The organism is Sphingobacteriales bacterium (assembly GCA_016711285.1).
Classification (GTDB): Bacteria; Bacteroidota; Bacteroidia; order Chitinophagales; family UBA2359; genus JADJTG01.
Window position 1 is genome coordinate 393,188 of record JADJTG010000012.1, and the last position, 17,272, is coordinate 410,459.

The following is a 17,272-nucleotide window of genomic DNA, read 5'->3' on the forward strand; positions in this document are numbered from 1 at the left end:
GGCTATCGCAGCACCTTTTTATAAAATAAAATCTGATGAAACGACATCAAAAGCAATGCCACCGCCGAACTCGCCAATATTTTGAGTGCCATAAGATGAAAATATTCAAAGCTCAGGGCTTCTATTAAATAATAAGCCGTTTGGTGAAATAAAACCGCAACACCCGCATAAATCAAAAACCACCGATAGCCCATACACGCCCAAGTAGGTTTATCATTATTATCGTAGCCCAAACGCGGCTCAATTACCTCAATAATAAACGAACGCACAAAAGCCATCAGTGTAGTAGCTGCCGCATGAATACCCAAAGTGTCGATAGATAAATCTATCGTCAAACCACTCAAAAAACCCAACAACAAAACCGCCGAAACGGGCATCTGAAAAGGCAACAATAACACAAACAAAGGATAAATAAAAGGCGTAATATATCCGTGCAACTCTATGCGGTTGAGCAAAAAAATCTGAATCCCGATCAATGCGACGAAGCGGATTATATTTTTAGCGATTTCACTGTTCATGGTTGCTGTATAGCGGCTTGTTCTAAGTGTTTTATTTCATCTTTATACAAAGAATTCACCACATACACATAATCCAAATTGGAAAAATTAGTGGATAAATTGAGTTCTATTTCAATAAAATTGCTGCCGGGTACTGCCTGCGAGCGGCGCACATACCCCACAGGAATATTTTCGGGAAAAATCTGAGAATAACCACTCGTAACAACCGTATCTCCTGCCGTCACTTTTACATGCTTCGGAATATCAATTAAAGTAGCAATGGTAGGGTTTACGCCGCGCCATTCCACCGAGCCGAAGTGTTCGGTTCCCTGCAATTTGGCACTGATGCGTATATCCTGATTAAGCATAGAAATTACTACGGCATAATTATCCGATACCTCTTTCACGATGCCCACCACGCCGTTTTTGCTGATAACACTCATTTCGGCAAGCACACCTTGTTTTTTTCCTTTATTGATGGTAATAAAATTATGTGTTTTGGAAATGGTATTATTCACCACTTTGGCACTGATATAAGTAAAAGGTTCGCACCAAGCCGTATCGCGCTCGGGATAAATAATGGTAGAAAGCTCCTGAATATGCGTAAGCAAATCGGCATTATACTGCGATAAACTGTCGTTGATGGTTTTCAGGCGAAAATAGCTGATAATTTCATTTCGGTTTTCCATCATTTTACCATTCATATCCTTCACCGTATTTACATAAAATGTGCGCTGATAGTGATTATTGCGAAACAACAAAAAAAAGCTGATGCCTTCCAGCAGCAGAAACAGCAAAAAAGCGTGATAATTAATTAAGAAAGCAATAATGTTGCGCATCGGAAAGCAAAGATATAAAAGGCTTTTTTTTATTGTTGAGTGGAAAGTAGGTTGTCAATCAGGCGTACTCCGTCCAAAAAAGCCGCCACTATCCACAGCACCTGCGTACCTGCGGGCACTACCCCGCGCAGGGGCTGCAAGGTTTTGGGCGAAACACCTTCGAAATAATCTACACGAAAAGCACCGTCCTGCTCCAGTGTTTTTTTGGCGGCGGCACAAATATTTTCTATAGATTCCTCACCATTTAAAGTGGTGGCGGCTTGTTGTAAAACATTATAAATACGCGGAGCCAAAGCGCGGGCTTCGGGCGAAAGGCGCGTATTCCGCGAACTCATCGCCAAGCCATCGGCTTCGCGCAAAGTATCGCATTTCACGAGTTCCACCTGAATACGGTGCTGCTCCATCATCTGCTCCACTATGAGCACCTGCTGAAAATCCTTCAGCCCCATATACAAACGGTGGGGGCGTACAATATCCAGCAATCTTTTCACCACCTGTGCTACACCGTCAAAATGTCCGGGGCGAAATTCAGCCTCCAAAGTAATACCCGTAAACCCAAAATCATAATGCTCACGATGTTGAGTGCCTTGTGGATACATTTCTTCCACATCGGGCAAAAAGAGTACATCGCAGGCGGCGGCGGCAAGTTTTTCAATGTCGGCAGCTACGGGGCGCGGGTATTTCTCTAAATCTTTCGGGTCGTTGAACTGCAAAGGATTGACAAAAATACTGCATACCGTCAGTTGATTTTGCTGTTTGGAGCGTTCAATGAGCGAAATATGCCCTTGATGCAAAGCCCCCATCGTAGGCACAAAGCCGATGCTTTTTCCTTGTTCTTCCAAAAAAGATTGTAAATCTGCTACCCGCTGAAAAATGTACATAAAAAATCAAATACAGGAAATTAAATACCGAGAAAAAAACGCACATCAAACCACTTAAAATAGCTCCACCGGGAATCGAACCCGGATTTAAAGTTTAGGAAACTTCCGTTCTATCCATTGAACTACAGAGCCAATTTCTTTTTTTGATGCTGCGAAATTAACAAAATATATGCAAGTAAAAAAATGACTGCACAGAACAAGCTGATATAGCGTTTTTATGAATAAAAATGAATAAAAAAACCAAAATTAAACATAAAAAAAGCGAACACCCTTTTATTCGGATATTCGCCTTTTTAAAAAACATTTTCAGTAGTCGGGGTAGCAGGATTCGAACCTGCGACCACCTGCTCCCAAAGCAGGTACGCTAACCGGACTGCGCTACACCCCGCTGTTTGTTGATACGAAATCGGTATGCCCAAAAATGGTATGCCGCATATAACAAACCATCGAAATTCGGGCGGTGAGAGCGGGATTCGAACCCGCGGTACAGTTTGACCCGCACGGCAGTTTAGCAAACTGCTGGTTTCAGCCTCTCACCCATCTCACCGTCACTTAAATTTCGGAGCGCAAATCTACATATTATTTTATTATCGTTCAAATTTTTTTGAGTTTTTTAGAAAAAATTTTTCAAAAAACATTTGCGACGCAATACAATACACAATAAAAATCTAAACGCCGCAGTATTCTTTAGTGATGTGAATGTGATATTGTTATTAAAATCGTGCTTGTTTAGCTCCGTTTTTTTTGTCCCTAATATGTGTGTAGTGTCATTTTATACCCATCGTAATTACAAGTCAGGCAAGCACGATTTAAAATTGCTTATTTGATAAATGAACAATCCGATATATTATAAATATTTAATCAATGATTGTGTTTTTATGACCGACAACGGTTTTGTGGCTTTGTGTTCGGGCGGGTTTCGGAGTACAAAACTGTCATCACCAGCACTGAACTTGAATAGAAGTACAAAACTACAAGTTTGTACGTCAGCCCGTATGATGCTAAACCCGTTTTTATAGCCAGTGGTTCTTGTTATTTGTCGTCTGAACAAGCGTGCCAACAACGGTTTTCACAGTCGTGCCAACAGTCAGTGTGTTCGTCTCTTGCGATTTCTTCACCAAATGTTATACGATATTTTTCCTTTGTCTGCAAGAATGAATTTTTTAAGTCAATTGCATCTTGTTCGCCACGCATACCGAAGTATGGAAAGTGGTGTAAGTAATGTCCGAATACCGTGTTACAGTCTTTGTGATACGCTCTTGTGTCAAGAATATGGTAATGCCAAAACTTGTCCATAATCTTGTTAGGCACAATACCTTTACCATACTTTTTGCACAAGTGTAAGTAGCGTTTGTATTCTACTTCTGCACTGTCGCATTGTTCGTGTGTCCAATTTTCTCCTTCTTCTGGCTCACGAAGTTTCATCTTAACCATTTCAAGGTCAAGGTTTGCGATTACAGGGTCAATGCCCTTTTGATTGATTAGGTAAGAAACTCGTTCTACGCTAATCGAGTCAGGATAAATTAAAATTGTCTGTTCCATTTTGCGTTTTTCTGATTTATAAATTGTTTGTTGTTAGCCAAAATCTTTTCAGGAAACGGTCTTTGCTTCCTTCAATTGGTGTCCTGCCGTGAAAAACTCTGTGATTGTCCACAACCAGTATGTCCCGCTCCTTTAAGTTCATTCTTATCGGTTCGGTCTGTTTAATCAGACGTTGAAATTCAAGCATTGCAGGATTTTGTTTGTCTTCGTTCTTTACAAGCCAAAATGAATAATAAAATTTTCTGTTTCCGTTTTCGTCTGTCGCCACAAAAGGATAACTTTCTTTGTCGTCCGGAAAAATTTTATGTTCAAAAAGCTCAATTGTACTGAGTTGCAGTTTGTGGTCGTCTGAAAGTTGCTGGTAAATTTTTTCTGCGTCCATCAAAATACTGTCGCCACCCAAGTCGGTCTGTTTGTAACAATACCAAATTATGTATTTGGCTTTGTGGTGGTCGGTGTGAAAGTCAAGCCCACGAGCAGAAGTTACCATTCCTTTGCTTTCAGGTTTCACAACAACGTCAGTAGTAAAAATAACCTGTCCTAACGAATTTATTAACTCGTTTAATTGCTCTTCGGTCTGGTCGGTCAGGTGAAGAAAACCGTTGTTTAAAAGTTCCTTTGTCACGCTGTTAATATGTTGTGTTTCTGTCGTCATACTATTAGCTATACCACCTACTTACACAACCCAAACTCCGCATTTTCATGATCCATCAAGCTATTATAAAGGGTGTGTTCTTCGTACTTGAGTATATAATTATATGTTTTCATTGTACTACAAAATTAAATAATCAGTAACTTCAGAGAAATTACATCTTTTTAAATTTTAATGACTGAAAATAGTTTGTGAAAAAGTATTTTATTTTTTTACAAATTTATATTTCATTAAAAATCAATCTATTAAACACAAAAGCATACTTACAAAAACCTGCTCTTTTCCTGATAAATTAATATTGTATCCCATAAAATTTCATAGAAAAAATGATAAGCTCGTAAAGTTTCGCAGGGTGTTTTTTAATTAAAGGACACTTATACCAAATAAATATCTGAGTTTTAATAATATAAAGTCCCCTGATGAATGTTTTTTATATCGCAGACCTGCAATGTTTTTAGAAAAAACGATACTTGAAAATCTGATTTTTTTTTGATGAGTGTCTTTTTTAGCCGTACCTATCTTTTTCTTAAGTTCACCTAGCTTTTTGGTAGGTGCTACCTTGCTCGGAGGTAGGTGTTCTTAGCTTTTTCGTAGGTTCACCTACCTTTTTGGTAGGTACTACCTTGCTCGGAGGTAGGTGCTCTTAGCTTTTGGGTAGGTTCACCTACCTTTTTCGTAGGTACTACCTTGCTCGGAGGTAGGTGCTCTTAGCTTTTGGGTAGGTTCACCTACCTTTTTGGTAGGTACACCTAATTTAGAGCTAGGTACGCTTAGTTTTTTTGTTTTTTTCAGCCCTGACGGTTTTTTTATACCCCGTACCTGAGCATTTTTTCCCTGATTTTGCAGGAGCTTTTATTTTATGGCATAAAAAAATCCCCGAAACCTTTTTGATTTCGGGGATTATATTCATCAATTAACAATGCATCAATGATGATGCCTGTTCATTGTCGTTAATCTTGTTTTACAAAACGAAGCGGCTCTATGAATGTGCCTGTGCGCAAAACTGCCGTGTAAGTACCCACTGCATAGCGCGATACATCAATACTGAATGTATTATTGCCCGCTTTTGCTTCGTATTGTACAGTTTCAATCAATTTACCCGCTACATCAAATATGGTAATTTCTACTATATCGGTTTGCAACGACACGAAATCTATATTTACCTGATGTACGGTCGGTACCGGATAAATTTCAACTACACCCTCGTTGAGAGCATCGCGCTCCAGCACTACAATTTTTTCAACCGAAGTCACTTCGCCGAAGAAATCGGTATGCTCAAGACGGTAGTAGCTCAATCCGAGCGGTGCGGCTTTATCCAAGTAAGTATAAGTGCGGTCGGTGCTGCTATTTCCTGCACCATCAACATTGGTAATTGGCTCAAAGTTGATACCGTCCACCGAGCGATACAAAGTGAAATAATCGTTGTTGGTTTCGGTAGCCGTAATCCAAGTGAGTTCGTTGCCTGTCTGCAATACTTCGCCACTGAAACGGATAAGGTCAATGGCAGTAACCGGCGTACAAGGAACTTTTGGATCAGTGATGGTTTCGCTACATTCAGGGTGTGCATTGACAACAACTTCGTAAGAATAACCGCTATTACCCGGATAAGGTCCGTCAATAAATGTACCGCCTATATAACCATTGGTAGAAGAAAGCACATTTCCATTTTCATCTGTTACAATACTATTCACCGTATAACCCAAATTACCCGGATTGCCACCTGTAATGGTAACTAGCAAAATAAAGTTTCCGGTTTCTTTATCGCACACTGCACTTGCCGCTACCACGAAGTCGTTACAAATATCAGGTTGATCCACTACAATTACATCAGATGGGTCTTGGTCGGTGACAGGATTGCCGCCACCCGCCGGTGTACCTGTAACAGTAGCGATATTGATAAATGATTGAGTTACGTTGGCAATATAACAAGTATAGGTATAAGATTGACCAACTGCCAAATTGCCGATAAATTCGTTACAATCAGGGCTTTGCGGGTCATTCACTTGTACGTTGGTGAGCGGTACATTTCCGGTGTTGGTAACCACGATATTAAATACCGCAGTTTCGCCGGGTTCAAGCGTTTGTGAATCTGTACCATCTATGGCAGATTTTACAATATTGATAGAAGGATACTGAGGATTCACCACATTTACATCAGACGGGTCGTTGTCGGTAACAGGATTTCCGCCGCCTACCGGTGTACCGGTCACACTTACAATGTTGGTATAGCTTTGTTGTACATTGCTATCGCTACAAGTATAAGTATAGCTTTCGCCTACTTCAAATACTCCTTCAATTACGGTATCACAATCTGGTGCTTGCGGGTCAGTAATCGTTACATTTTGCAAAGCTACATTACCTGTATTGGTAACTGTAATTTCAAAATAAGCTGTGCCGCCCACATTGATAGTTTGCGAATCGCTGCCGTTGATGGCAGATTTCACGATACTGATAGCAGGGTTTTGTGGAATAACCACATTTACATCAGACGGGTCATTATCGGTAACAGGGTTTCCGCCACCTACCGGTGTACCCGTCACACTTGCAATATTGGTGTAGCTTTGTTGCACACCGCTATCACTACAAGTATAAGTATAGCTTTCGCCTACTTCAAACACACCTTCAATCACGGTATTACAATTCGGTGCTTGCGGGTCGGTAATGGTTACATTTTGTAAATCTAAATTACCCGTATTGGTAACTGTAATTTCAAAATAAGCCGTACCATTTATATTCACTGTTTGTACATCGCTGCCGTCGATAGCTGATTTTACGATACTGATAGCAGGTGTTCCGATAATTACATCTGATGGGTCATCATCTGTCACCGGATCACCACCTGTAACAGGTGTACCGCTTACAGTGGCAATATTAGTAAATGATTCTTCTACATTATCCGCAGTACAGATATAAGAGAAACTGTCGCCTACTGCCAAATAACCGATAGCGGCATAACAATCTGTAGTTTGCTCATCGTGTACGACAACATTAATCAAATCAACACTGCCTGTATTGGTAACTGTAATTTCAAAAGTAGCCGTACCGCCTTGAGCAATTGTTTGTGTATCTGTGCCGTCCAAAGCCGATTTCACAATTTCAATTTGCGGATAAGCCGGATACACATCTACCTCTGTATCGTCCTGATCTTCTACTTCAACACCGCTATCTATGCCAATACCTGTAACAAAAATAGTATTGATAAAGTCAGCCGTTACATTTTCCAATGTACAAGTATAAGTAAATACTTCACCTACTTCAAATACACCCGGAATCATTGTATTACAATCCGGTGCTTGCGGGTCAGTAATCGTTACGTTAATTAAATCCTCTGTTCCGGTATTGCTTACAGTGATAGTAAAGGTAGCCGTATTTCCGCTTTGGATATATTGAATATCATCGCTGTTATCGGCATCGTCTTTATCTATATTAACTTCAGGCAAACCATCGCAGTTTACAACAAGATTACCCAGAGTAGCAGTACAACTGCTGCCTGCCACGCGCACTGTCACAGTGTAAGTTCCATCAGCTAAGTTGGTAAATACATTGCTGCTTTGGAATGCACCATTATTTAATTGATATTCCAAAGCCAAAGCACCTGCAACAGTAGCATTTACGGTAATAGTACCATCAAAATCATCACAAACAACAGGGGCTGATATAATAGTAGGTGTAGCATTTACAACTACTGTCACTTGTTTGCTGTCACTTGGACAAGCTCCGTTGGCGGCTACTGTGTATTGGAACACATACGTTCCGGCTGCCAAACCATTCGGATTCAATACGCCTGTTGCTGCTGTAAAGTTGCTGCCTGCTGCACCGCTTACGATGCTCCAAGTACCGCCTGTATCTTCACCGCTCAACTGGTTATCCAAATCTATCGTTGCCAAACCGCTCGTTGCTGCGCAAATCGGGGCAGGGTTGGTAGCTACGCCTGCACTTGCAGGGTCGTCTATAGTTACAGTCACCTGCTCGCTGTCGCTTGGGCAAGCTCCGTTGGCAGCTACTGTGTATTGGAACACATACGTTCCGGCTGCCAAGCCATTCGGATTCAATACGCCTGTTGCTGCCGTGAAGTTGCTGCCTGCTGCACCGCTTACGATGCTCCAAGTACCGCCTGTATCTTCACCGCTCAACTGATTATCCAAATCTATCGTTGCCAAACCGCTTGTTGCTGCACAAATCGGAGCAGGGTTGGTGGCTACACCGGCACTTGCAGGGTCGTCTATAGTTACAGTCACTTGCTCGCTGTCGCTTGGGCAAGCTCCGTTAGCAGCTACTAAGTATTGGAACACATACGTTCCGGCTGCCAAACCATTCGGGTCAATGATGCCTGTTGCCGTGTCGAAGTTTGCACCTGCTGCACCACTTACGATGCTCCAAGTACCACCTGCATCAGCACCGCTCAACTGATTATCCAAATCTATCGCTGCCAAACCACTTGCTGCTGCGCAAATCGGAGCAGGATTGGTGGCAGTACCTGCCATTGCCGGAGTAATAATATTAACAGTAACAATTGATGTATCATTCGGACAAGGAACAAGACCTGTAAGTACATATTCAAAAACGAAAGTGCCATAAATACCATTCGGGTCGAGTGTACCGGCAGTTGCATCAAAGTTAGCACCTGCTACACCGCTTACGATACTCCAAGTACCGCCTGCATCTTCATCTGTCAAAATACTGTTCAACACAATACTTGTCAAACCGCTTTCTGCGCCGCAAATGGTAGAACTTTGGTCAGTTCCTGCATTTACAGGGCTGATACATACCACACAATTAGGTTCGTCATAAGTAGTAGTGGTTTGGCAAACATCGCCGAAGGCTAATCCATTATTCCAAGTTCCCGGAGAGAAGCTACCTGATTGCACATAAGTAGTTCCTGTTATTTCAGGGCTTAAAACAATGGATTGATTATTCCCTGCATTGCTTCCGTAAGTCAATGCGATAACCGTTCCGGCAGCATCATTCAACACCAGAATATCATCACCTGTATTATTCAAACTCAAACCACCAGTAGAAGCTATCTGAACAATAGCATTACCAAAAGTTCCGGTTGGAGTACCTCCTCCGAATACTACTACCGCCTGACCCGGAGCCACAAATGTACCCGCAGGGAAAGTATGACGAATAGAAAGTGCATCAGAAATTGTCCAGCCGGAAATATCAACCGTAGTTCCGGTTGCATTTACCAACTCAATAAATTCATCAGCCAAAGAACTAATAGTACCATCGCCATTGGCATCACCGGCAACGGCATCAGGGTCTGCCAAGAGTTCATTCAACACCCAAGTACCTGTTGGAGCTACAGAACCTGCGTCTGTTGCACTCACCACAATACCGCTTGTTGCATCTCCGTCAAGACCGCTGATAATGATTTGCTGCGGCGAAGTAGTATAAGCAAAAGTATATTCAAGTGAATCTACCATTACAGAAAGGCTGTCGGATACAGGATTGATAAAGGTAACATCTAATGTCAAATCATAAGTTGAACCATTACAAGCCGAAGGTGTAGCAATAATTGCCAAATCGCAAGGTGCAACAGTAGCACAATCTAATACCCCTACATTTACAGGATATACAGCAGGAGGACAAAGACTGCCGACAGGCGGTGTAATTGTGTATGTGTATGTATGAGTACCCAAAGCAAGCGTTGTACCATCAATAGTAGATACCACATTACTACTTGCATCTGTCCATACACCATTCATATCACCGCTTGTAATCAGTGTATTCAAATCCAAAGAAGTGCCGTAAAATCCTCCGCTTGTATTACACAAAGTAGCTGTATCGCCTACAACTGCCATTGGTGCTGCATCAATCTGAACCAAAACAGGTACTGCATTGCTGCTACAAACACCATCGGTAGCTACTACCCAATAAGTAGCAGTATCAGGAGGAGTAATACCTGCAACATAAGAAGCTACTCCTTGTGCGCCGCTAATCGGTGCGCCTGCTGTGCCGCCATTATCTTGATAGAAATTATAAGTGATTGTTCCGGCAGGCACAACAGAGCCGTATAATTCTACATTATCCACACGCCAAGTTCCGGCATCAGCACCTGAATTATAACCGTAAATGCGTACACAAATAGTGGAGGCATCGGCGGTATTGAGTGCAATATTATTTGTACTAAAAGTAATTGGCGAGCCGGAAGGATTGATGTTGGTGAGATTGTCGTTAGAGATAAATGTATAAGCACCACCATCTACCGAAACTGCTACATTAAAGAATGCCGGACCAGTGCTGGAAGCGCGATTATCAAATACCAAACTGTCTAAAGCTGTTATAAAGCCGGAATTTGCATTTACGCAAAATTCAAAATATTCATCGGCTGCTGCATTAAATACTGCCAAAGTATCCCAAGCAGAAGCAGAGTAAGCATCGGCAGAGCCATTACCGCCCGGGAAAGAAACGTTGGCAACACCACTTCCTACTGTCGCATTGCCGGCAGTAGTGCTACTGTTGCTGGCGATACCGCTTGTCACTTCACCATCAAAATTCCATGTATAAACGGCAGGAACCGGTGTATAACCACCTCCTTGCGGAGTGATGGTCAAATCGTAAGTATCAGTTTCGCAAGCGATAATATCGGCAAGTGTAGGATCTTCAAATCCGGCACAGTTACAGTTTAATACTGCAATAGATACAGGATAAACAGCAGGAGCACATACAGAACCCGCACTTGGTGTAACAATGTAATTATAATCAAATGTTCCGACACCCAATACAGAGCCGTCTATAGCAGTGGAGGCTAAAGTATTGCCACTGGCATCTTCCCAAGTACCTACCCCATTTGTAGTAGCACTTACCAGAGTGCTTAAATCAATGGTAGAAGGAGAACCACCACCGGCAGCATTACATAGGGTAGCACCGGCAGCCACTGTTGCAGCAGGAGCCGCATCAATAGTAAGGCTTACCGGAACAGCCGCACTTTCACAAGTTCCGTCTGTGGCAGTTACCCAATAAGTATAAGTACCCGGAGTCGCAGGAGCGGGGTCGTAAGAAGCTACACCTTGTGCGCTGCTAATAGCTGCACCTTGTGTTCCGGCATTATCAGCATAGAAATTATAAGTAATAGGAGCTCCTGAACCTGCACTGTTTACAGTTCCGCCGAGTATCACATTGTCCACACGCCAAGTACCCGTAGTGGCAGTACCACCCCACGCATAAATACGAATACATACATTAGTACCACTAATACCCGTCAAGCCACTCACGCTCGTCATCGGATTAGTGGTAAAATTTTGAGAAGTTGTACCTGCACCGCCCGCAACAGGTGCTCCATTATAATAGAGTGCAAAATTAGTAGCCCCTGTGCTGGAAGCATCGTTATCAAAAGAAACGGAGGTGATATCCAATGTGTAGCCGTTTGCAGCATCTACACAAAATTCAAAATATTTATCGTTAGCAACAGCATCTGCTTCGGTGGCGATATTCCAGCTGTTGGTGGATATCGCATCAGCAGAAGTCGGCGCATTACCGGCAGGGTATGTTACCGCACCACTGCCTACACCTACGCTTGCATCAAGTACCGATATATTGGCAGCACCAACATCTCCGGCAGCACCCGTAGGCACTTCGCCGTCAAAGCCCCAAGTAGCTGTAACAGCTTCAGAAGTAGGAGCAACACTAGTACCTGTGCCACCACCGACAGGAATAATTTCTGTAGAGGCAGTAGCATTATCTTCACAGAATTGAATATCTGCCAAAGTCGGGCTATCAAATCCATCACAACAATTAGTAGCAGGTAAAACAGTAGCAACTACATCTGTAAAACAGCCTTCCGGTGTTTGTACACGAATCGTATAATCACCCGCAGCTAAACCACCAATAATGGTTGTATCAATAGCAGTAGTTGTGAAAGTTCCGGGTGTTATAAAGGTAGTACCGATATTATAAGCATAAGTATCAACACCATTAGAAGCAAAAGAAATGTTGCCTAAAGTACCATCACAATTTTCATTTATTACAAGCGGAGTAACAACAGGATTCGGAATGACAGTCACTGTAATAGTGACATTATCAGTACAACCGCCATCAGATACAAAACTATATGTAAATTGATCGCCGTTGGCTACACTCACCGCCGCCAAATCTCCACCTACCAAAGTAGAGCTTGTACCTACATACCAGCCTTGCGATTGAGCTGTTACACCATTTAATTCGGCAGGAGTTAATGCTGCTAAATCTAAGGTCAAACCTTCGCAAAGTTGTGGGTTACTTACAGGAGCTAAATCAGGAATACACTGATTGACAGATACAGGTAAAGACACACTTAAATCCCAGCAAGGACTCAAAGAAGACCAAGGTCCCGGAGTTGTACCGCCTGTAAAATTGCTGATAGGTTGTCCAACAGCAAAAGAAGGAATATTTGCCAAATCAGTAGTTAAATAATTCAAGGCATAAGCATCATATAATCCGGTCGCTACAGCATTAAAGGTACCATCGGCACTGCCATCTACAATTATACCGTTGCTATCTACCAGCAAATACATCTGAGTATGATTATCTACGGTATAAGACCCGGGTTGTGCATATACTTGTATAATACCGCTACTGCCATCACAATTACATACCTCTGTTACCATAGCACAAAGTATAATGGTGAAATTAGCTGTTGCGGCGGCAGAAACACAAGCACTTGCATCTTGCTGATAAATATATACAGTATGAGCAATACCATCAGCTACAAAATCTTGATTAGGATTATAGCTAGTACCGCTTGCCAAATAATTAGTTAAAGGATTAGCGGCATCGCGAGGTGCGCTATACCATAAATAAGTGCTACCCGCCACCGGGCTTTGAACTTGCAATCCCAAACCAGCCAAATCATCATTACAAATAACAATAGAAGTTACTGAAGGAGGAGTTGGTGAAGTTGCCGTTATGGTTTCTGTTACACTACAAGTTGCAGGTGCATTAGCAATTAAAATAGTGAAAGTAACATCTAAAGAAGCAGCACCTTCAGGTAATGAATAATCATTATCATATACCAAAGTCGTTTGGTCATTGGTAATACTTAAATTAGCGCACAAAGGCTGAATAGATACCTCACAAGTTCCAGCTCCTTGCACTACATAGCTCAAACCAGCTTGTGGAATAGGAAATACCGTAATCGTTTCGGTAGAGGTATAAATGATGCTATTATCAACAGCACAAGTTACACGCAATTCATAAGTATAATCTTTCGGATCACAAGGATCGGTATTTGTCGGCGTAATATCTCCATTCAATGTACTTAAAACTAATTGAGCAGGACTCACTGCCGCACCATCTATTGAAATCAAATACCAAGCTGCCGTATAATCTGTACCCTCTACAGCAGTAGTCGGACTCATCGTTGCACTTAAGCTAAGAGTAGAATTTGTACAAATCTCATTAGAAGAAGCATCTGAAGTCAATAATACAGGGCAAGGAAGTGTACAATCTTGCACAACAATATCAGTTGTTGCACTATTTGTACAACCATTAACATCTGTATAAATATAAGTAATAATATTTACACCCAAATTAGCTGCAGCAGGGTCAAACGTTGTTCCGCTTACGCCTGTACCGTTAAATGTACCACCTATAGGGCTGCCCGACAATGTAATTGCTGAGGCATCTGCACATAAAGGTGAATAAGTACCTGCCGATACTATTGGCAAATCATTCACTACTATATTCGTTGTTGCACTGTTCGTACAACCATTAACATCTGTATAAATGTAAGTAATAAGATGTGTTCCAACTCCTGCTATAGAAGCGTAGAAACTACCGCTGCTTACGCCTGTACCGTTAAATGTACCACCTACAGGACTGCCCGACAACGTAATTGCTGAGGCATCTGCACATAAAGGCGAATAAGTACCTGCCGATACTATCGGCAATGGGTTCACGGTGAAAGTAATCGTTGTTGTGTTTACACAGCCTGTCGCTGCATCGGTAAACGTCACATCTACTACATCGCCATCGGCGGCTGTATAGCTTGTGGCATCTGCAACTGCTACACCACCTACTTCATATACAAAAATACCCGCACTCGCTGTCATCGCACTTGCCAAACTCGTCAAATTGTATGGATTTGCATCTACACATAGCTCCGGTGTTTGTGCGGTCAATACAGGCAATGGGTTCACGGTGAAAGTAATCGTTGTTGTGTTTACACAGCCTGTCGCTGCATCGGTAAACGTCACATCTACTACATCGCCATCGGCGGCTGTATAGCTTGTGGCATCTGCAACTGCTACACCGCCTACTTCATATACAAAAATGCCCGCACTCGCTGTCATCGCACTTTCCAAACTCGTCAAATTGTATGGATTTGCATCTACACATAGCTCCGGTGTTTGTGCGGTCAATACAGGCAATGGTAATACATTCAATGTTACTGTACTCGTTGTATAACATCCATTAGCGTCCGCTATTCTTACATAGAGTACCACGTCATCTAAACCCATATATGGATTCGTGGGGTTTAACGCATTTACATTATTATCTGCATCAGCTTGGCTAGTATGATAACTTACCGTTAAGCCACCAGTCGTTGCATCTCCGCTGTTATCAACATCTATTCCATTTACATTCAAACTATTCCCTGCATCTTCTGCCGCATTCAAATTAAAACTTATACTGTTTGTAGGATCCGTGTCATTATCACATTGCTCTAATAGTACTGCATTTACTATCGGCAATGGGTTCACGGTGAAAGTGATCGTTGTTGTGTTTACACAGCCTGTCGCTGCATCGGTAAACGTCACATCTACTACATCGCCATCGGCGGCTGTATAGCTTGTGGCATCTGCAACTGCTACACCGCCCACTTCATATACAAAAATACCCGTACTCGCTGTCATTGAACCTGCCAAACTCGTCAAATTGTATGGATTTGCATCTACACATAGCTCCGGTGTTTGTGCGGTCAATACAGGCAATGGGTTCACGGTGAAAGTGATCGTTGTTGTGTTTACACAGCCTGTCGCTGCATCGGTAAACGTCACATCTACTACATCGCCATCGGCGGCTGTATAGCTTGTGGCATCTGCAACCGCTACACCACCTACTTCATATACAAAAATACCCGCACTCGCTGTCATTGAACCTGCCAAACTCGTCAAATTGTATGGATTTGCATCTACACATAGCTCCGGTGTTTGTGCGGTGAGTACTGGTAATGGGTTCACGGTGAAAGTAATCGTTGTTGTGTTTACACAGCCTGTCGCTGCATCGGTAAACGTCACATCTACTACATCGCCATCGGCGGCTGTATAGCTTGTGGCATCTGCAACTGCTACACCGCCTACTTCATATACAAAAATACCCGCACTCGCTGTCATCGCACTTGCCAAACTCGTCAAATTGTATGGATTTGCATCTACACATAGCTCCGGTGTTTGTGCGGTCAATACAGGTAATGGGTTCACGGTGAAAGTAATCGTTGTTGTGTTTACACAGCCTGTCGCTGCATCGGTAAACGTCACATCTACTACATCGCCATCGGCGGCTGTATAGCTTGTGGCATCTGCAACTGCTACACCGCCTACTTCATATACAAAAATGCCCGCACTCGCTGTCATTGAACCTGCCAAACTCGTCAAATTGTATGGATTTGCATCTACACATAGCTCCGGTGTTTGTGCGGTCAATACAGGCAATGGGTTCACGGTGAAAGTAATCGTTGTTGTGTTCACACAGCCTGTCGCTGCATCGGTAAACGTCACATCTACTACATCGCCATCGGCGGCTGTATAGCTTGTGGCATCTGCAACTGCTACACCACCCACTTCATATACAAAAATGCCCGTACTCGCTGTCATTGAACCTGCCAAACTCGTCAAATTGTATGGATTTGCATCTACACATAGCTCCGGTGTTTGTGCGGTCAATACAGGCAATGGTAATACATTCAATGTTACTGTACTCGTTGTATAACATCCATTAGCGTCTGCTATTCTTACATAGAGTACCACGTCATCTAAACCCATATATGGATTCGTGGGGTTTAACGCATTTACATTATTATCTGCATCAGCTTGGCTAGTATGATAACTTACCGTTAAGCCACCAGTCGTTGCATCTCCGCTGTTATCAACATCTATTCCATTTACATTCAAACTAATCCCTGCAGCTTCTGCCGCATTCAAATTAAAACTTATACTGTTTGTAGGATTCGTGTCATTATCACATTGCTCTAATAGTACTGCATTTACTATCGGCAATGGGTTCACGGTGAAAGTGATCGTTGTTGTGTTTACACAGCCTGTCGCTGCATCGGTAAACGTCACATCTACTACATCGCCATCGGCGGCTGTATAGCTTGTGGCATCTGCAACCGCTACACCACCTACTTCATATACAAAAATACCCGCACTCGCTGTCATTGAACCTGCCAAACTCGTCAAATTGTATGGATTTGCATCTACACATAGCTCCGGTGTTTGTGCGGTCAATACAGGCAATGGGTTCACGGTGAAAGTAATCGTTGTTGTGTTTACACAGCCTGTCGCTGCATCGGTAAACGTCACATCTACTACATCGCCATCGGCGGCTGTATAGCTTGTGGCATCTGCAACTGCTACACCGCCCACTTCATATACAAAAATACCCGCACTCGCTGTCATCGCGCTTGCCAAACTCGTCAAATTGTATGGATTTGCATCTACACATAGCTCCGGTGTTTGTGCGGTCAATACAGGCAATGGGTTCACGGTGAAAGTAATCGTTGTTGTGTTTACACAGCCTGTCGCTGCATCGGTAAACGTCACATCTACTACATCGCCATCGGCGGCTGTATAGCTTGTGGCATCTGCAACCGCTACACCACCTACTTCATATACAAAAATACCCGCACTCGCTGTCATTGAACCTGCCAAACTCGTCAAA

6 protein-coding genes and 3 tRNA genes are annotated in these 17,272 nt (G+C 42.7%); all 9 read right to left on the reverse strand.

The genetic code is table 11. From position 1 onward, the window contains the following. Positions 1-2: 2 nt before the first annotated feature. Entirely contained in the window at positions 3-518 is a 516-nt protein-coding gene (gene mreD, locus IPL35_08815) for a rod shape-determining protein MreD (protein ID MBK8443497.1), read from the reverse strand. Beyond that, on the reverse strand, positions 515-1,336 hold the full coding sequence (mreC, locus tag IPL35_08820; protein ID MBK8443498.1) for a rod shape-determining protein MreC: 822 nt from the start codon (positions 1,334-1,336) through the stop codon (positions 515-517). Before mreC ends, mreD begins: the two co-directional genes overlap by 4 nt. Positions 1,337-1,365: 29 nt before the next feature. Continuing rightward, positions 1,366-2,217 (reverse strand): pantoate--beta-alanine ligase, encoded by an 852-nt coding sequence (locus IPL35_08825; protein ID MBK8443499.1) that lies wholly within the window; start codon positions 2,215-2,217, stop codon positions 1,366-1,368. 60 nt (positions 2,218-2,277) lie between these two features. Beyond that, a tRNA-Arg gene (locus IPL35_08830) sits at positions 2,278-2,349 on the reverse strand. Positions 2,350-2,530: 181 nt separating this feature from the next. Continuing rightward, positions 2,531-2,605: transfer RNA gene (locus IPL35_08835), tRNA-Pro, on the reverse strand. A 70-nt stretch (positions 2,606-2,675) separates the two neighbouring features. Beyond that, positions 2,676-2,764 (reverse strand) — tRNA-Ser (locus IPL35_08840). Between the two features lie 485 nt (positions 2,765-3,249). Next, positions 3,250-3,759 (reverse strand): hypothetical protein, encoded by a 510-nt coding sequence (locus IPL35_08845; protein MBK8443500.1) that lies wholly within the window; start codon positions 3,757-3,759, stop codon positions 3,250-3,252. A gap of 16 nt (positions 3,760-3,775) precedes the next feature. Continuing rightward, positions 3,776-4,414: a TauD/TfdA family dioxygenase gene (locus IPL35_08850; GenBank protein ID MBK8443501.1), complete on the reverse strand. Its 639-nt coding sequence runs from the start codon at positions 4,412-4,414 to the stop codon at positions 3,776-3,778. Positions 4,415-5,361: 947 nt separating this feature from the next. Then, entirely contained in the window at positions 5,362-17,271 is an 11,910-nt protein-coding gene (locus tag IPL35_08855) for a lamin tail domain-containing protein (GenBank protein MBK8443502.1), read from the reverse strand. Between the last annotated feature and the right edge of the window lies 1 nt (position 17,272).